This window comes from Oxalobacteraceae bacterium OTU3CINTB1 (assembly GCA_024123955.1).
Lineage (GTDB): Bacteria > Pseudomonadota > Gammaproteobacteria > Burkholderiales > Burkholderiaceae_D > Rugamonas.
Window position 1 is genome coordinate 3,976,388 of the sequence record CP099652.1, and the last position, 16,850, is coordinate 3,993,237.

Sequence of the window (16,850 nt, forward strand, 5' to 3'; positions counted from 1 at the left end):
CAGCATTTTATCGAATTTCGTCGACCACGCGTCGCAGCCCAATCGCCAAACAGCAAGCCATGTCCGACATTTGCGGTTTTCCATGCCGTCGCTTGGTGAAATTCGCAATTGCCGTAGTGGCAAGTTTCTTGGAGAATGAGGGGCAATTAGACTATCCATCATAAAAATCGGAGACCCCCAACATGACAGATCACGTCCGCGCGGCCACATTCATCGCGATGACCGCCGTTGTTGCCGCCATGGCGAGCGCCAACGCCGAAACCATCACTGTCAAGTCGCCCGCCGGCAGCAACGTGGTGACCATCGACAGCGATAAACTGACCTATTCGGTCAGCCGCAACGGCAAAGTGATCATCGAGCCTTCGCCGCTCGGACTCAACCTGGACATCGGTACCATCGGCCCCGGCGCCAAGCTGACCGGCCGCACCGGCGGCAACGTCAACGAGACGTATGACATCGTGGTCGGCAAGGCGCGCAGCGCGCCCGACCGCTACACCCACGCCGACCTGGCGTTCGCTGCCGCCGGCAAACCGTTCAACTTCCACCTGTTGGTGCGGGCTTACGACGACGGCGTCGCCTTCCGCTACACCTTGCCCGAACAACCCGGCCTGAAGGCGGTCAAGGTGAAAAGCGAGAACACCCAGTTCAACTTCGCCAAGGACTACGACTGCTGGGGCGCCAACATGGGCCGCTTCGACACCAGCTTCGAGGCCGAGTATGACCAGACCAAGGCATCGAAGCTCCGTAACTTCCACCACTACATCTCGCCGCTGGTCTGCAAGACCGGCGCCGGCCAGACGACCTTCGCGATCGCCGAGTCGGACGTCAAGGACTATCCCGGCTTCTTCCTGTCCGGACGCGGCGACGCCGGCCTGGGCGTGGCGGTGACGCTGCCGCCGCGCTTCGACAACGACCGCAACTTCCGCTCCCGCAAAACCATCTCCGCCAGCGTGCAGTTGAAGGGCCAGGGCTTCCAGACGCCGTGGCGGGTGGTGATGCTGGCCGACGCGCCGGGCGACCTGGCCGCCTCGTCGCTGATTCCCACCTTGGCCGCCCCGTCGCAAATCCAGGACACCAGCTGGATCAAGCCGGCCAAAACGTCGTGGGACTGGTGGAACGACTGGGCCGTCGATGTGCCCAACGCGGGCGTCAACACCGCCACCTACAAGGCCTTCATCGACTTTTCGAAGCGCATGAAGCTGGACGATATCCTGATCGACGAGGGATGGTCGGTGGGCAGCGATATCGAACCGAACGCGGACGCCGACGTCACGCGCGGCAAGCCGGAAATGGACATGCCCGCCCTGCTCCAGTACGCGAAATCGCAAGGCGTGGGTGTGTGGCTGTGGCTGCAATGGCAGCAGCTCGACAACCAGATGGACGCGGCCTTCAAGCAGTATGAAGCCTGGGGCATCAAGGGCGTCAAGGTGGACTTCATGAACCGCAACGACCAGGAAATGGTCGACTGGTATCACAAAGTGCTGGAGAAGGCGGCCAAGCACCACCTGATGGTCAACCTGCACGGCGCCTATCCTCCGACCGGCCTGAACCGCACCTGGCCGAACTACATCACGCAAGAAGGCGTACTCGGCGCCGAGAACAACAAGTGGAGCGCGCGCATCACGGCGGGCCACAACGTCACCTTGCCTTTCACCCGCATGATCCTGGGGCCGATGGATTACACGCCGGGCGGCTTCCGCAACACCACGCCTGCCAACTTCAAGCACCGCAACCACGAGCCGATGGTGATGACCACGCGCGGCCAGGCCGTCGCCATGTACGTGGTTTATGACAGCCCGTTCCAGATGGTGTCGGACGCCCCGGCCGCCTACGCCAACGCCGACGGTGCGGAGTTCATCCAGACGGTGCCGACGTCATGGGACGAGACCCGCATCCTGTCCGGCGACATCGGCCAGTACATCGTCTCGGCGCGGCGCAAGGGCGACACCTGGTACATCGGCGCCATGACCAACGAGGCGGGCCGCACGGTGAAGGTGCCGCTGTCGTTCCTCGGCAAGGGCACGTTCAACGCACGCGTGCTGCAGGATGGCGCCGATCCGACCCGTCTGAAGGCGAGCGACAGCAAAGTCTCGGTGACCGGAAGCCTGACGTTGACGCTGGCGCCGTCCGGCGGCGCGGTGGCGGTGATCAAACGCTAGGTCCGGGGGGGGCGATAGTCGTAACACCGATCACCGATCATGTCTTGGAGCGGCGCTTGACGCTTGGCGCCGCGTCCCGGCCGCCGTAGCGGTTCATGTTGGCACCGGTAGGCGGAACGTGACGCCCCGCGCCATTTTTGCTGTGCCGTGCTTTGTGCAATTCGATAGTTTATTGATAGCCCAAGCATCGTCCAGCGCACTCGCGATTCCGTGCCTGCATTCAGACATTGCAGAATGTAGTGGGCCTAAGCTCGCTGCCACTGGGCGCAACGCGGCTAAGACCTTCCACCTCCCGTTGCGCCAATCAATCACAGTAGTACGCGGTGGAAGGTCGAGGGTGGGCGGAAGGCTCAACCCTCGAGCTTTGTACGTAAGACCTCAAGAGGCACTCAAGGAACTGGCGTCCGTCACGGCGACGTGCCTACTGTAGTTTGCAACTCGCCAGCAGCGGTTTCGATTTTCTCGATATTTCCCTCGTTTGACAAAAGAATTCCCTCAATTTCACCAATTGCAAGTTTGCGTTCGCTTTCATTTTTAGCCGCTTTTAATTTTTTGAACGCTGCCACAACAATTCCTGACTGCCGCCCGTTTATACTGCCGACTAAGGTAACCAGTTTAGTTGTAAGCGCGTCGACGGTCGCTTTAGTCGAAGATAGTTCCTTCTCCTTTAGGTCGAGTTGCGTCGTTTTCGCTGCAATCGTCGCATTTTTATTGGCGGCTTCCTGAGCGATACCCTGTAATTTTTCCAACCCCACTCTTATGGAGCATGCGTTGTCATATCTATGTACCAATGCCAAAGCATCGTACATTGTAAAGTCAGCAATGGGCTGGTTGAGATTTTTTCTTATTGCTTCCTTTCTTTCTTCCCTTTCTGCCTGGATCGACGAAGCTAGCGCCTGGAAAGTTTTTTCGAAATAATAGGTGGAGTTGATGTTGTCCACCGTTTTTCCAATCACAAGGTTTGCCAAGCTCAAACCTGCCGCGGCGTGAGGCTGGGCGCTGGCCGAAGCTGCACTCAGGCCGGTTAGAACGTCATTGAACGTGTGCGAAGAGGTATCCATTTCGGATTTGCTAGCAAATGCCCGGTTCAAGAACGTCGTGCAGTTGTGTTCAGACAAATTCAAGAGAAATGAAATATAAGAGTTTCGCAAAGAGGATAATTCGGACGGTGGAGTGTTAATGCTGGCGAAACCCTTAAATATAGTTCGTTCATCAACCGAATAGTACAGACAACTGTTTTCCGCTTTCGGGCTCTCCGACTGACTTAGACTATCTCGTTTATCTAGGCACTTTAGGTACACGTTCTGGCCAGCAATGGTAACCTCCGCCGGATTAGTATCCCATGGAACGTATGTAACGTGTTCCGGTCGCAAAATCCGATCACTGCTCGCGCACCCCATTAGCACAGCACACGACAGCAATGAAATCAAGAGTCCTTTATTTTTCATCATTACCCCTAGTAGTGTAGTTTTTTTGATATTGCACTATGAATGTAATGTAAATTTAGAAATATCGCTACGATTTTCGTTGTTCATTTACCATAATTCGTCGCAATTTCAACAACTGCATTGCCGCGTCCAGAATGCTGGCTCACTTGCGCTGGAAGGTGGGAAAAAAGGAGTTGATATAGCCGATGGATTTGTTGATCTCGTGCGCGACGCCGGCCGCCAATTGACCGATCGCTGACATCTTGTGCGATAGCATCAGTTGGTGGCGGGACTTCTCTAGCTTACTGTTCAGGTCGCGCAGTCCGACGTAGCGGATGCTGAATCGATCCATCATTTGCTGCTTTTCCGACCGCTGCCCGAGCAGCTGGCGGTTGCGCTCGCCGAGCTCCTGCGACAGCACCTCTAGCGCAAGTCTCGATCAGCAAACGAACATGCCCGAAGCTGGCATACGCGTCGTCGACCGCCTGGCTCAAGCCGTCCAGATCGATCTCGCCTTCGCGGCAATAATAAGCCTCACACGATTTAATCGTTGCCGCTGCACAATATCAACTTGTTGTGTTATGTTCGAGGAAAATTACGAGGTGTCATCATGTTGTCACATAATTCCTACTTCGGCATGGCAATGGGCCAGTCGCAGCGTCCGGATACCGAAACGTCCAAAATCGTCGAGCTCGGCGTGCGCCTGCAGCAAAGCCACGGCAAGGCGTTCGCGTCGGAATTCTTGGTGCGCCGTGCGATCCCCGTCAATGTCATCGTCCGCGTGTTGTCCGACCCGCCAGGCCGCCGTCGCGCTAACCGGATGCCGGCGGGCCTTTAAGTTCGACCACGTTACCTTCTGGGTCTGTCAAATAGATCGACGGACCCTCGCCTTCGGCGCCGTAGCGCGACTCGAGCGCGCCCGCCTCCACCCCGTGCGCCGTCAGATGCGCCCGTATCGCAGGCTCGTCAAACGGTTCCACCCGCAGGCAAAAGTGATCCACATTGCGGCCTTCCGCGCCCGGCGCCGCGCCACCCATTGCGCCTAGCTTGCCGTCGACCGGCACCAGGTCGATCATCGAGGCGCCGGCGCGCAACTGCACCAATCCGATGGCGTCCTGCCGTTTCTCCACCGGGCAGCCGAGCACGGTTCCGTAGAAATGCAGCATCCGCTCCAGTTCGATCACCCGCAAAACGATATGGTCGATTTCCCGGATCTGTATCATCGCGCCCCTCCCGCCAAATAACGAAATGGCGACTATAACCCAGCCCCCATCCGCGCGCTGAACACTATAGAATAGCGGCTTCGATAGTCATTCCTTGCTTTTTTATTCATGTCCCCCGACGACTACTGCCAGCAAAAGACCGCCCAGAGCGGCTCCAGTTTTTATTATAGTTTTCTGTTCCTGCCGCCGGAACGTCGCCGAGCCATCACCGCCCTGTATGCCTTTTGCCGCGAGGTCGACGACACCGTCGACGAATGCACCGATGAATCGGTGGCCCGCATCAAGCTGGCGTGGTGGCGCAAGGAAATCGCCAACATGTACGAGGGCAAACAAAGCCATCCCGTCACGCAGGCGCTGCACCCCCACCTGGCGATCTACAACCTGGAACAGCAGCATCTGCAAGCCATCATCGACGGCATGGAGATGGACCTCAACCAGACACGCTATCTCGACTATCCGGCCCTGACCACGTATTGCTGGCACGTGGCCTCGGTGGTCGGCATCCTGTCGGCCAGCATCTTTGGCGCAACCCGGCCAGAGACGCTGAAGTACGCGGAAAAACTGGGCCACGCCTTCCAGCTGACCAACATCATCCGCGACGTGGGCGAGGACGCGCGCAAGGGCCGCATCTATCTGCCGATCAACGAGCTGCAACAGTTCAACGTGACCGCCGCCGACCTGCTCAACGCCCGCCACAGCGAGAACTTCGAAAAGCTGATGGCCTTCCAGGTTGCCCGCGCCCAGCAGGCCTACGACGACGCCTTCGCGCTGCTGCCGAAGGAAGACCGGCGCGCCCAGCGTCCCGGCCTGATGATGGCCGCCATCTACCGCACCCTGCTGACCGAGGTGCAGGACGACGGCTACCACGTGCTCACCCAGCGCATTTCGCTCACGCCCATCCGCAAACTGTGGCTCGCGTGGAAGACCTATATTCGTGGTTAACGACGACGCCGTGACCGGGTCGCCGGAAGAAAAACGCTCGGCCGCGAAGGCCGAACCGTCCAATGTGCGCTCGGTTGCCGTCATCGGCAGCGGCTGGGCCGGTTGCGCCGCCGCCGTCGAGCTGGCGCGGGCCGGCTTCAAGGTCACCCTGTTCGAGGCGGCGCGCACGCTCGGCGGACGCGCGCGCCGCGTCGAGACGGACGGCAAGCTGCTCGACAACGGCCAGCACATCCTGCTCGGCGCCTACAGCGAGACCTTGCGCCTGATGAAGCTGGTCGGCGTCGAGCGCGACCAAACCCTGCTGACGTTGCCGCTGCAAATGCGCTATCCGCCCGGCGGCGGGGGCATGGACTTCGTCGCGCCGCGCCTGCCGGCCCCGCTGCACCTCGCGATCGCGCTGCTGCGCAGCAAAGGCCTGGACCGCGCCGACAAAATGAGCCTGGCGCGCTTCTCGAGCACGGCACGCTGGATGCGCTGGCAGCTCAATACCGACTGCAGCGTCAGCGAACTGCTGGAGCGTTTCGACCAGACCCCGCGCCTGATCCAGCTGATGTGGCGCCCGCTGTGCCTGGCGGCGCTGAACACGCCGCCGGAGCGCGCCTCCGCGCAGATCTTCCTGAACGTGCTGCGCGACAGCCTGGGCGGGAAACGCCACGCCTCGGACATGCTGCTGCCGCGCGCGGACCTGTCGGCGCTGTTCCCGGATGCGGCCTCGGCCTTCCTGCGCGCGCATGGCGGCGCCGTGCGCACCGGCGCCAAGGTGCAGGCGCTGCGTTCGATCGAAGGCCGGCTGTGGCAGGTCGACGTCAGCGGCGCGGCCGTCGGCGGCACCTGGAGCACCTATTTCAACGGCGTGGTGCTGGCCACCGGCGCCGCCCAGGCCGCCGCGCTGCTGCATGCCGTGCCCGACTGCGACACCACGGGGGTGTGCGCCCAGTTGACGGCGTTCGAGTCCGAAGCCATCACCACCGTGTACTTGCAATACGACGCCGCCACCCGGCTGGCGCTGCCGTTCTTCGCGCTGCTCGAAGACCCGCACAATTACCAGTGGGGCCAGTTCGTGTTCGACCGTGGCCAGCTCGACGCCAGCCAGGCCGGGCTGCTGGCGGTGGTCATCAGCGCCTCGGCCGGCGTGGCCGCGCAGGCGCAGGATTTGCTGGCCGAAGCGGTCGCGGTGCAGCTGGCGGCGGCGTTCCAACGGCCCGAACTGGGCCGGCCGAGCTGGTTCAAAGTCATCACCGAAAAGCGCGCCACCTACGCCAGTTCGCCTGGTCTGGTGCGTCCACGCAATGCCAGCGGCCTGCCGGGGCTGGCGCTGGCGGGCGATTACACGGCCGGCGACTACCCGGCCACCCTCGAATCGGCGGTGCGCAGCGGCGTCGCGGCGGCCGCCCATTTGAAGGGCGTCACCTAAGCCTTCCCGTCCGGTGCCCGGTTTCCGTCGCCTGCCCCGCTATTTGTGCAGCCTGTCACATGGCGTTGGCATGGGGACGGCGATCTGCGTACAGTTGCACCATCGACAAAGACGTCATTGGAACACATCATGAGCAAGCAGCAATACCTCGATGCGCTCAAGCAGGCGATGCAGGGCTTGCCACCGGAGACGGTGGCCAAGACGCTGGCCTATTACGAGCAGCGCTTTATCGACGGCCTGGTGGCCGGCAGAAGCGAAGCCGAGGTCTACAAGGAGCTCGACGAGCCGCGCAAGATCGCGATGACCCTGCGCGCCTCGGCCCACTTAAATTCTTTTCAGCAAAAGAAAACGCCGACCAACCTGGTCCGCATGCTGGTGTCGTTCGTCGGCCTGGCGATTTTCAACCTGTTCATGGTCATTCCGGCAATGGTGTACGCCGCGATGTTGCTGGCCGTCTATGTGTCGGCCTTCGCGTTCTACATCGGCGGCGTGGCGGTGACGGCCAGCGGCCTGTCGGGCCAGAACGAACTGTCGCTTGAAGGTCCGCTGCACCACGTCATGGCCCTGACCCATTCCCGTTTCGACACCAAGGAAGAGGAAGCCGAGGCCAAGAGCTGGCGCATCGCCATCAACGACATGGGCATCCAGGTCAGCAAAGCGCCAGACGGCGACGGCGAAACCGGCGCCGAGACCGTGCAGGGAACCAGCCGGGCCAGCCGCCTGTTCGACCGCGCCGAGGCGGTGGCCTCGGGCGACGTCCACATCACCACCGATTTCGACAGCGGCGCCCGCACCACGCAGACTTTCATCGGTTTCGGCTTGATCCTGGCCGGCATCGGTCTGTGTTTGATCAGCATCGTGCTGACGCGCTACACCGTGATCGGCTTGCGACGGTATGCGGCGATGAACATGTCGCTGCTGCGCGGACGCTAGGGAGGTATCAAATGCGTGCATTACTCAAAATCGGAATCGGGCTGTTGCTGCTGTCGTTCTTGCTGATCGGCGTGACGTACAGCATGCTCAAGGCCTACGGCACCACCAGTCCGACCAGCGTGGCGGGCCGCACCTTGAGCGGCGAAACCCGCAAGGTCGACGCGATGGCGGTGACCGTGGTGTTGGAGGGGCCGATCGACCTGATACTGACCCAGGGGCCGACGGCATCGATGAAGGTGCGCGGCGAACAGCGCTCGCTGGCCAATATCGAAACCATCCAGGACGGGCGCGATCTGCACATCGGCACCAAGGGCATGCTGCTCAATCCAAAACACCGCTTGCAGGTGGAGCTGGTGCTGCCGATGCTGGAGGAGCTGACGGTGCGCAGCAGCGGCGACACCAAGGTGTCCGGTTTCAGCGGCGACAGGCTGGAGCTGCGGCTGCACGGCTCGGGCAATGTGAACTTTTCTGGGCGCTATCGTAATCTGGTCGCCGGCGCGCATGGCAGCGGCAACCTGCATCTGAACGCCGGCAGCAGCGAGCATGTGGAGCTGGAGTTGGTCGGTTCGGGCGAGATCAAGTCGTCGGGCAGCTGCAAGACGCTGGACGCGCAGTTGACCGGCTCCGGCGACCTGGATGCGCGCCATCTGGCGGCGGACACAGTGACGGTGGACTTGAAGGGTTCGGGCACCAGCCATGTCTTCGCCAAGCAGTCGGCGGATTTGACCTTGCGCGGCAGCGGCGACATCCGGGTGCTGGGCAATCCGGATCAGCGCAATGTGAACCGCAGCGGTTCGGGTGACGTCAGCTGGGAATAGAACGAACGGTTTTCCAGGCCAGGGCATCGCGTCCGGCGGCGAGCCCGCTCGCCAGACACGCCGTCAGCAAATACCCACCTGTCGGCGCCTCCCAATCGATCATCTCGCCGGCCACGAACACTCCGGGCGCGGCCTTCAGCATCGTGCCCTCCAGCGCATCCCAACGCACCCCGCCGGCGCTGCTGATCGCCTCGTCGATCGGGCGCGGCCGCACCAGCCGCACCGGCAGCATCTTGATCGCCTGCGCCAGCATATCCGGATCACCGTATTCGTCCTTGCTTAAACATTCGCGCAGCAGCCCCGCCTTAACGCCCTTTATTCCCAACCGGCTTTGCAGATGACTGGCCAGCGACCGCGCGCCGCGCGGCCGCGTGACTTCATCGGCAACCCGCTCCGCCGACAAATCCGGCAGTAAATCCAGATAGATCGTCGCGCTGCCATCGGCGACGATCTGATCGCGCAAAGCCGCCGACAACGCATAAATCAAACTCCCCTCGACGCCACCCGCTGTGACGACGAACTGTCCCTGCTTGCGGAATTCCACGCCATCCGCCCCTTTGGAGATGATCGCAACAGTGGTCAGCGGATCGCCCGCGAACCGGCCGCTGAAATGCTCGCTCCAGTCGACATCGAAGCCGCAATTGGCCGGCGCCAGCGGCGCCACGTCGACCCCGCGCGCCGCCAGCAGCGGCACCCAGGCGCCGTCCGAACCCAGTCGCGCCCAGCTGGCGCCACCCAACGCCAGCACCACCGCGTCCGCGCTCACCGTCAACTCGCCGTCGGGCGTCTGCAGCAGCAAGGCGCCATCGCGCCAGCCCAGCCAGCGATGCCGCATGTGAAACCGCACGCCGTCCTCGCGCAGCCGGTGCAGCCACGCGCGCAGCAAAGGCGCGGCCTTCATATCGGTCGGAAAAACCCGGCCGGAGGTGCCGACAAACGTCTCCACCCCAAGGCCATGCACCCAGTCGCGCACGGCCTGCGGGCCGAAGGCATCCAGCATCGGCCGCAACGCGGCGGCGGCGCCGGCGTAGCGCGGCACGAAGTCCGCATACGGCTCCGCGTGGGTGATGTTCATCCCTCCGCGTCCGGCCAGCAGGAACTTGCGGCCGACCGACGCCATCGCGTCATACACGTCCACCTGCGCGCCGCCCTGCGCCAGCGTTTGCGCGGCCATCAGCCCTGCGGGCCCGCCACCGATGACGGCGACGCGAAAAGGTGTCAAACTAGACTGCATGCATTCGGTCCGATACGATCGAGATGAAGAACAATATTAATGGAGACATGATGGGCACTGCTTTTTGGATTAAACGCTATCTGCTGGCCGCCGTGCCGTTGTTTGCGATACTGGCCGCCGTCGAATGGTTCAAGGGCTCGACCTCGCGCAATGACTATCTGAGCGCCGCAGCCTGGGCGTTGATGGCGGCCGCGCTGTTCACATGGAGCGCGTGGCGCCGCAATCGCGAAGCCGAGCGCGCCGCAGCAGCGCAACCCCGCAAACCCTAAGCCGATGGGGTCTGACCCCAAGGGGTCAGACCCCGGGTGGCGGTGCGGGTTTGCCTGGCCACCTGTTGACTCAGCCGCCGGTCACCGGCGGGAAGAACGCCACCTCGGCGCCGTCGGCGACGGCGCTCTCCGCGCCGCACATGACCTGGTTGCAGGCCATGCGCAAGGCCGGACTACCCAATGCCTGCTGCCAGGCGTCGCCGCGCGCCGCCAGGTGCGCGCGCAGCTGGCCGACCGTCGTCACGGACGCCGGCAGGTCCAGCGTCTCGGACGAGGCGCCCACGGCTTCGCGAACACTGGCGAAAAATTTTACGGTAACAGCCATCAGTACATTAACTCGCTAAACGGAATAAACCGGACCATGTCTCCGGCGGAGATGGTGGTGCCGGGAGGATTGTCGATCACGCCATCGCCCCAGACGGTCGATGTCAGCACGCCGGAGCTCTGGTTGCTGAACAATTCGAGTCCGCCGCCCGCGTTGATACGCGCGCGCAGGAACTCGTTGCGCCTGTCGGCCTTCGGCATGTCGAAATCGGCGCGCATCTGGAATGCGCGCGGCGCGATCTCGCCGGAGACGCCCTGCAAGCGCAGGATGAACGGCCGCACGAACATCAGGAAGGTGATGAAGCTGGCCACCGGATTGCCCGGCAGGCCGAGGAAAAAAGCGTCCTTGACCTCGCCGAACGCCAGCGGCTTGCCCGGCTTGACGGCGATCAGCCACATATTCAGCTTGCCCTCCGCCTCGACCGCCGGCTTGATGTGGTCTTCCTCGCCGACGGACACGCCGCCGGAAGTGATGATCAGATCATGCCCTTGGGCGCTTTCGCGCAGCACAGAACGCGTGGCCTCGAGCGAATCGGGCACGATGCCGAAATCGGTGATCTCACAGCCCAGGTTCTCCAGCAGCGCGCGCAATGTGAAGCGGTTGGAATTGTAGATCGCGCCCGGCGCCAGCGGCTCGCCCGGCATGGTCAGCTCGTCGCCGGTGAAGAACACGGCCACGCGCAGCTTGCGCTTGACGGGCAATTCGGCCAGGCCGACCGACGCGGCCAGCCCCAGCTCCTGGCTGCGCAGCCGCGCGCCGGCAGGCAGGATCACGCTGCCGCTGGTGATGTCCTCGCCGGCGCGGCGTATCCATTCGCCGGACCTGGGCGCGTGCTTGACCGTGACCAGGTTGCCGACCAACTCGCACTGCTCCTGCATGACGACGGCGTCCGCGCCCTCCGGTATATGGGCGCCGGTGAAGATGCGCGCGGCGGTCCCCGGCAGCAAAGGCTGGCCGACATGGCCGGCCGGTATCCGCTGCGACACCGTCAACACCGCCTCGCCGCTGGCGCAATCGGCGGCGCGTACCGCGTAGCCGTCCATCTGGGTGTTGTCCATGCCGGGCACATTCATTCCGGACACCTGCGCGTGGGCCAGGATGCGGCCGTTGGCGTTCAGCGTCGGCAACGTTTCGATGTCGGCCACGGGACGCGCGGCGGCCAGCATCAAGGCCTGCGCCTCGGCTACGGCCAGCATCGGCCTCGGTTGATGCTTGGACGGGGACAGCGGTGCGCTCATGATCACAGACCGGTGTTGGCCGCGATGTAAGCCTTCATCTTCTCGACGTCGGGCTTCATGACCACGAATTTCTGCGGCAGGTCTTCGATGTTCTCGAAGCCTTCCGGACGTTCGGCGTCCTCGCCCAGCGCATCGAGGATGGTCTCGTTGAACTTGGCCGCCAGCGCGGTCTCCAGCACGATCATCGTCACACCGGGTTCCAGGTTTTCGCGCGCGACCTTGATGCCGTCGGCGGTGTGGGTGTCGATGACGATGCCGTAGTCGTCGGCGACGTCGCGGATGGTGTTCAGGCGGTCGTCATGGGTCGACTTGCCGGACTTGAAGCCGTACTTGGACACCAGCTTGAATTCGTCGCCGTCGCTGCCAGGCTTGCCCGACAGGTCGAAGCCGCCCTGCGTCTCCACCTTGTGGAACAGCGCGCGGGTGCGCTCGCCGTCGCGGCCAACCAGATCGTAGATGAAGCGCTCGAAGTTGGACGCCTTGGAGATGTCCATCGACGGGCTGCTGGTGTGATAGGTCTCGGCCGACTTGCGCACGCGGTACACGCCGGTGCGGAAGAATTCGTCGAGCACGTCGTTTTCGTTGGTGGCGGCGATCAGCTTGTCGATCGGCAGGCCCATCATGCGGGCGATGTGGCCGGCGCAGATGTTGCCGAAGTTCCCCGACGGGACGGTGAACGAGACCTTCTGCTCGTTCGACGTGGTGGCCGACAGGTAGCCGCGGAAGTAGTACACCACCTGCGCCACGACGCGCGCCCAGTTGATCGAATTGACGGTGCCGATCTTCTGTTTGGTCTTGAACGGCAGGTCGTTGGACACCGCCTTGACCATGTCCTGGGCGTCGTCGAACACCCCTTCGATGGCGATGTTGAAGATGTTCGGGTCCTGGAGGCTGAACATCTGCGCGCTCTGGAAGGCGCTCATTTTCTGGTGCGGCGACAGCATGAAGACACGGATGCCCTTCTTGCCGCGCATCGCGTATTCGGCGGCGCTGCCGGTGTCGCCGGAGGTGGCGCCGAAAATATTCAGTTCCGCGTTCTGCTTGGACAGCGTGTACTCGAACAGATTGCCCAGCAACTGCATCGCCATGTCCTTGAAGGCCAGCGTCGGGCCGTTCGACAGCGCCTGCAGCACCAGTTTAGTGCCATTGTCGCCCTCTTCCAGCACGCGCAACGGCGTGATCTGGCTGGCCTTTTCGCCGGCGCGGGCGTTGCGGTAGACCTCCTTGGTGTAGGTCTTGGCGGTCAGCGCGCGCAGATCGGCTTCCGGAATGTCGGTCGCGAACTTCTTCAAAATCTCGAACGCCAGGTCGGCGTAGGACAGCTGGCGCCATGCGTCCAGTTCCGCGCCGGTCACCTGCGGGTAGGCCGACGGCAGGAACAGGCCGCCGTCGGCGGCCAGGCCGCCAAGCAGAATGTCCGAAAATTGTTGGGGAGACGACGAAGCGGCCGATGCGGCGGCGCGGGTAGACACGTATTGCATAGATTAGAAAGTCCGGTTGGGCTGACAAGGTTGGCTGGCAGCTATTGGCAGAACGTTACAAAGCGAGCGGATATTATAGTGCGCCTCGCCGTTTCCGGTGCGATTGCCGTTGTTTTATGGTTATGCGCAGGCCCGGACTGGCATGTTCGGTTGTCCCGCACTGGTTTGTCTGTCATTCCGGCAATATACTGGGCAGGCCACCCCCGCCATTTTCCGCCGCCGCCGCAATCGATGATGATGAAGTCCCCAGCACGCCGCAAAGCAGCCCCTTTCGCCCGCATCCTGTGGGCCTGCTTTAGCGCCCTGTTCATTGTCACCATCGCCTTCCTGCTCTACGTGTGGACCGAAAAACGCATCGACGAAGCCAACGAGCTGCGTTACGTGTCGCGCAACCTGGTCGACGAGCTGCGCCAGTCCTCCGACGACATGACCCGCATGGCGCGTACCTACGTGGCGACAGGGGACCCGCGTTACCGGCAAAATTATCAAGAAATCATCGATATCCGCGACGGCCGCAAGCCGCGCCCGCAACGCTACGACAACGTCTACTGGGATCTGGTGATCGATGAGCAGCAGCGCCCCCGGGAGGCTGGCCAGCCCGTCGCGCTCATGGTGCGGATACAGGAAACCAATTTCACGCCTGCCGAATTGTCTCTGCTAACCCGCGCCAAGGACGAATCGGACCGCCTGACGGCGATCGAGAACAAGGCGCTGGCGATGCGCGACTTCGGCGGCGACGACGCGCTGGCCGTCGCCGCCGCCCTGGCGCTGCTCTACGACGACACCTATCACCACGCCAAGGCGGCGATCATGGAGCCGATCGCCCAGGTGAACGACAGTGTCGAGCGACGCACACGCCAGGCGGTCGAATCGGCATCGTCGGCGGCCAACCTGGCCAGGGCGGCCTTCATGCTGTTCGCGCTGGCGATGCTGGCGCTGCTATGGCGCGCCAAGCGCAATCTGGATTCGGCGCTGGGCTGTTCGGTCGGACAGCTGCAAGGCGCCATCGAACGCCTCGGACACGGCGACGTCAGCGAACCACTGGCGGTGCGCGATGGCGCCGGGGAAAGCGTCTGGACCTGGCTGGCCGGCATGCAGCAAAACCTGGCAAGGCTCGATTCGGAGCGCGGGCTGGCGCTGGCGCGCTCGCAGCGCGTCGGCCGCCTGTACGCGGCCCTGAGCCAATGCAACCAGTCCATCGTGCGCAGCACCAGCGAGCAGGAACTGTTCGACGACATCTGCGGCGCGGTGGTGACCTACGGCGGCATGTCGATGGCATGGATCGGCATGATCGACGCCGCCGGCGACGACCAGCCGCACAACGTCTCGCCGGCGGCAAGCGCCGGCGACGGCACCGAGTACCTGAACAATCTTGGCATCTCGCTCGACGAGCAGCTGCCGGAGGGGCGCGGGCCGATCGGCGTGTGCCACCGCAACGGGGAGCCGTACTGGTGCCAGGACTTCCTGAAGTCGCCGGAAACCGCGCCATGGCATGCGCGCGCGGCGCGCTATGGCTGGGCGGCGTCGGCCCACCTGCCGCTGCGGCGCCAGGGCCGGATCGTCGGCTTCTTCTCCGCCTATTCCACCACCCCGGAGGTATTCGACGCCGAGGTGCGCGACCTGTTCGTCGAAATGGCGCTCGACATCGAATTCGCGCTGAAGAACTTCGACCACGAACGCAAACGCGAGCTGACCGAGGCCTCGCTGCGCAAAAGCGAGCAGCATCTGCGCACGATCATCGAGACCGAACCGGAATGCATCAAGGTGGTGGATGCGCACGGCCGGCTGCTGGAGATGAACGCGGCGGGCCTGAAGATCCTCGAGGCGGAATCGCTGGAGGAGCTACAGAAGCACGTGCTGACGGACCTGATCCTGCCCGACTACCGCGACGCCTTCATCGCGCTGCACCAGCGCGTGATCAACGGCGAGAACGGCCATCTGGAATTCCGGGTCCAGGGCCTGAAGGGCGGCCAGCGCTGGCTCGAGACCCACGCCGCGCCGATGAACGGCGCCAATGGCGAGCAGCGCATGCTGCTCGGGATCACGCGCGACATCACCGACCGCAAATTGGCCGACGAGCGGATTCAGTACCTGGCGCATTTCGATCCGCTGACCGGCTTGCCGAACCGCGCGCAGCTGCAGGAGCACACGCTGCACTCGCTGGCGCTGGCGCGCCGCAACCGCGAATCGATGGCGCTGATGATGCTCGACCTGGACCACTTCAAGGACATCAACGACTCGCTCGGCCACAGCGTCGGCGACGGCCTGCTGTGCGAGCTGGCCAAGCGGCTGCGCCACGGCCTGCGCGAGGAGGACATCGTGGCGCGCCTGGGCGGCGACGAATTCATCTTCGTGCTGCAAAAAGCGGAGTCGCAGGACGCCGCCGAAGTGGCGCGAAAGCTGATGGAACTGATCGGCCAGCCTTTCCGCGTCGGCACGCACGACCTGAAGGTGACAGCGTCGATCGGCATCGCCTTGTATCCGGCCGACGGCGCCGACATGGAAACGCTGCTGCAGCGCGCCGACGCCGCCATGTACCAGGTCAAGCACGCGGGGCGGGCCGACTTCCGCTTCTTCACCGCCGCCATGCAGCAGCGGGCGGCGCGGCATCTGCAATTGGTCAATGCGCTGCGCTACGCGCTGGAGCGCGACCAGCTGCAGGTGGTGTATCAGCCGCAGGTGTCGCTGCCGGACCAGCGCATCATCGGCGCCGAGGCGCTGCTGCGCTGGTCGACGCCGGAGCTGGGCGTGGTGTCACCGGCCGAGTTCATCCCCGCCGCCGAGGAGAGCGGGCTGATACTGCCGATCGGCGCGTGGGTGCTGCGCCAGGCGGTGCGGCAGGCGCGCGCCTGGCTGGACGACGGCTTGCCGCCGCTGGTCATGGCGGTCAACCTGTCGGCGACGCAGTTCCGCAATACCGATCTGCCGGAGCTGATCACGCAGATCCTGCAGGAGGAAGGCTTGCCGCCGGAGTATCTGGAGCTGGAGCTGACCGAGGGCGTGGCGCTGAACGATCCGCAAGGCGCGATCGCCATGATGAACAACCTGCACGAGCGTGGAATCAGGATGTCGATCGACGATTTCGGCACCGGCTATTCGTCGCTCAGTCACTTGAAGAAGTTCAAGGTGTACAAGCTAAAGATCGACAAGTCGTTCGTGCGCGATATCAGCACCGACGCGGAGGACAAGGCGATCGTCAGCGCCATCATCAACATGGCGCGCAGCCTGGGCCTGAAGACGATTGCGGAGGGCGTGGAAACGGTCGAACAGCTGGAGTTCCTCCAGCAGCAGCATTGCAACGAGATGCAGGGATATTACTTCAGCAAGCCGGTGCCGGAACAGGCGTTCCGGCAGCTGATGCTGGAGGTGGTTGCGTAAGTTCGCGCG

Annotated in this window: 15 protein-coding genes; 8 read left to right on the forward strand and 7 right to left on the reverse strand. The window is 63.2% G+C overall.

Features of this window, described 5'->3' with window-relative positions:
• Positions 1 to 182: 182 nt before the first annotated feature.
• Entirely contained in the window at positions 183 to 2,159 is a 1,977-nt protein-coding gene (locus tag NHH73_17250) for a glycoside hydrolase family 97 protein (protein USX24368.1), read from the forward strand.
• Between the two features lie 407 nt (positions 2,160 to 2,566).
• Here the strand turns inward: NHH73_17250 and NHH73_17255 are convergent, their stop codons facing one another.
• Together NHH73_17255 and NHH73_17260 are read right to left on the reverse strand one after the other, a co-directional pair.
• Positions 2,567 to 3,220, reverse strand: a complete 654-nt coding sequence (locus NHH73_17255; GenBank protein USX24369.1) for a hypothetical protein — start codon at positions 3,218 to 3,220, stop codon at positions 2,567 to 2,569.
• Positions 3,221 to 3,749: 529 nt separating this feature from the next.
• Positions 3,750 to 4,007 (reverse strand): hypothetical protein, encoded by a 258-nt coding sequence (locus NHH73_17260; protein ID USX24370.1) that lies wholly within the window; start codon positions 4,005 to 4,007, stop codon positions 3,750 to 3,752.
• Positions 4,008 to 4,196: 189 nt separating this feature from the next.
• On the opposite strand from NHH73_17260, the gene NHH73_17265 reads away from it, so the two are divergent.
• Complete coding sequence (locus tag NHH73_17265; GenBank protein USX24371.1) at positions 4,197 to 4,424, forward strand: hypothetical protein; 228 nt, start codon at positions 4,197 to 4,199, stop codon at positions 4,422 to 4,424.
• Here NHH73_17265 and NHH73_17270 read toward each other — a convergent pair.
• Positions 4,399 to 4,809 (reverse strand): VOC family protein, encoded by a 411-nt coding sequence (locus NHH73_17270; protein USX24372.1) that lies wholly within the window; start codon positions 4,807 to 4,809, stop codon positions 4,399 to 4,401. The genes NHH73_17265 and NHH73_17270 overlap by 26 nt on opposite strands.
• A 108-nt stretch (positions 4,810 to 4,917) precedes the next feature.
• Here NHH73_17270 and hpnD point away from each other — a divergent pair, with 108 nt between their 5' ends.
• The 4 genes from hpnD (at position 4,918) to NHH73_17290 (ending at position 8,916) form a co-directional block, all read left to right on the forward strand.
• Positions 4,918 to 5,751 carry a presqualene diphosphate synthase HpnD gene (gene hpnD / locus NHH73_17275; GenBank protein ID USX24373.1) on the forward strand — a complete coding sequence of 278 codons (834 nt, stop codon included), beginning with the start codon at positions 4,918 to 4,920 and terminating at the stop codon, positions 5,749 to 5,751.
• A 64-nt stretch (positions 5,752 to 5,815) separates the two neighbouring features.
• Positions 5,816 to 7,165: a hydroxysqualene dehydroxylase HpnE gene (gene hpnE, locus NHH73_17280; protein ID USX29645.1), complete on the forward strand. Its 1,350-nt coding sequence runs from the start codon at positions 5,816 to 5,818 to the stop codon at positions 7,163 to 7,165.
• A 129-nt stretch (positions 7,166 to 7,294) separates the two neighbouring features.
• Positions 7,295 to 8,098 (forward strand): DUF1700 domain-containing protein, encoded by an 804-nt coding sequence (locus NHH73_17285; protein USX24374.1) that lies wholly within the window; start codon positions 7,295 to 7,297, stop codon positions 8,096 to 8,098.
• An 11-nt stretch (positions 8,099 to 8,109) separates the two neighbouring features.
• A complete protein-coding gene (locus tag NHH73_17290) occupies positions 8,110 to 8,916 on the forward strand; it encodes a DUF2807 domain-containing protein (protein USX24375.1) in 807 nt (268 codons plus the stop codon).
• Here the strand turns inward: NHH73_17290 and NHH73_17295 are convergent.
• On the reverse strand, positions 8,903 to 10,150 hold the full coding sequence (locus NHH73_17295) for a TIGR03862 family flavoprotein (GenBank protein USX24376.1): 1,248 nt from the start codon (positions 10,148 to 10,150) through the stop codon (positions 8,903 to 8,905). The genes NHH73_17290 and NHH73_17295 overlap by 14 nt on opposite strands.
• Positions 10,151 to 10,200: 50 nt before the next feature.
• On the opposite strand from NHH73_17295, the gene NHH73_17300 reads away from it, so the two are divergent.
• Positions 10,201 to 10,419, forward strand: a complete 219-nt coding sequence (locus tag NHH73_17300) for a hypothetical protein (GenBank protein USX24377.1) — start codon at positions 10,201 to 10,203, stop codon at positions 10,417 to 10,419.
• A gap of 70 nt (positions 10,420 to 10,489) precedes the next feature.
• Here NHH73_17300 and moaD read toward each other — a convergent pair whose 3' ends face one another.
• Genes moaD through thrC form a run of 3 tightly spaced genes read right to left on the reverse strand, consistent with a single transcriptional unit; the run spans position 10,490 to position 13,463 of the window.
• Positions 10,490 to 10,744: a molybdopterin converting factor subunit 1 gene (moaD, locus tag NHH73_17305; GenBank protein ID USX24378.1), complete on the reverse strand. Its 255-nt coding sequence runs from the start codon at positions 10,742 to 10,744 to the stop codon at positions 10,490 to 10,492.
• Entirely contained in the window at positions 10,744 to 11,982 is a 1,239-nt protein-coding gene (locus NHH73_17310; GenBank protein USX24379.1) for a molybdopterin molybdotransferase MoeA, read from the reverse strand. The genes moaD and NHH73_17310 overlap by 1 nt, the downstream gene beginning before the upstream one ends.
• A 2-nt stretch (positions 11,983 to 11,984) precedes the next feature.
• A complete protein-coding gene (thrC, locus tag NHH73_17315; protein ID USX24380.1) occupies positions 11,985 to 13,463 on the reverse strand; it encodes a threonine synthase in 1,479 nt (492 codons plus the stop codon).
• 237 nt (positions 13,464 to 13,700) lie between these two features.
• Here thrC and NHH73_17320 point away from each other — a divergent pair, with 237 nt between their 5' ends.
• A complete protein-coding gene (locus tag NHH73_17320; protein ID USX29646.1) occupies positions 13,701 to 16,841 on the forward strand; it encodes an EAL domain-containing protein in 3,141 nt (1,046 codons plus the stop codon).
• The last annotated feature ends 9 nt before the right edge of the window (positions 16,842 to 16,850 follow it).

Coding starts and splice junctions, on each gene's coding strand:
- hpnD (USX24373.1), top strand. CDS start 4,918: ATGTCCCCCGACGACTACTGCCAGCAAAAGACCGCCCAGAGCGGCTCC.
- moaD (USX24378.1), bottom strand. CDS start 10,744: ATGGCTGTTACCGTAAAATTTTTCGCCAGTGTTCGCGAAGCCGTGGGC.
- NHH73_17255 (USX24369.1), bottom strand. CDS start 3,220: ATGGATACCTCTTCGCACACGTTCAATGACGTTCTAACCGGCCTGAGT.
- NHH73_17265 (USX24371.1), top strand. CDS start 4,197: ATGTTGTCACATAATTCCTACTTCGGCATGGCAATGGGCCAGTCGCAG.
- NHH73_17320 (USX29646.1), top strand. CDS start 13,701: ATGAAGTCCCCAGCACGCCGCAAAGCAGCCCCTTTCGCCCGCATCCTG.
- NHH73_17285 (USX24374.1), top strand. CDS start 7,295: ATGAGCAAGCAGCAATACCTCGATGCGCTCAAGCAGGCGATGCAGGGC.
- NHH73_17295 (USX24376.1), bottom strand. CDS start 10,150: ATGCAGTCTAGTTTGACACCTTTTCGCGTCGCCGTCATCGGTGGCGGG.
- NHH73_17250 (USX24368.1), top strand. CDS start 183: ATGACAGATCACGTCCGCGCGGCCACATTCATCGCGATGACCGCCGTT.
- NHH73_17270 (USX24372.1), bottom strand. CDS start 4,809: ATGATACAGATCCGGGAAATCGACCATATCGTTTTGCGGGTGATCGAA.
- NHH73_17310 (USX24379.1), bottom strand. CDS start 11,982: ATGAGCGCACCGCTGTCCCCGTCCAAGCATCAACCGAGGCCGATGCTG.
- NHH73_17290 (USX24375.1), top strand. CDS start 8,110: ATGCGTGCATTACTCAAAATCGGAATCGGGCTGTTGCTGCTGTCGTTC.
- thrC (USX24380.1), bottom strand. CDS start 13,463: ATGCAATACGTGTCTACCCGCGCCGCCGCATCGGCCGCTTCGTCGTCT.
- NHH73_17300 (USX24377.1), top strand. CDS start 10,201: ATGGGCACTGCTTTTTGGATTAAACGCTATCTGCTGGCCGCCGTGCCG.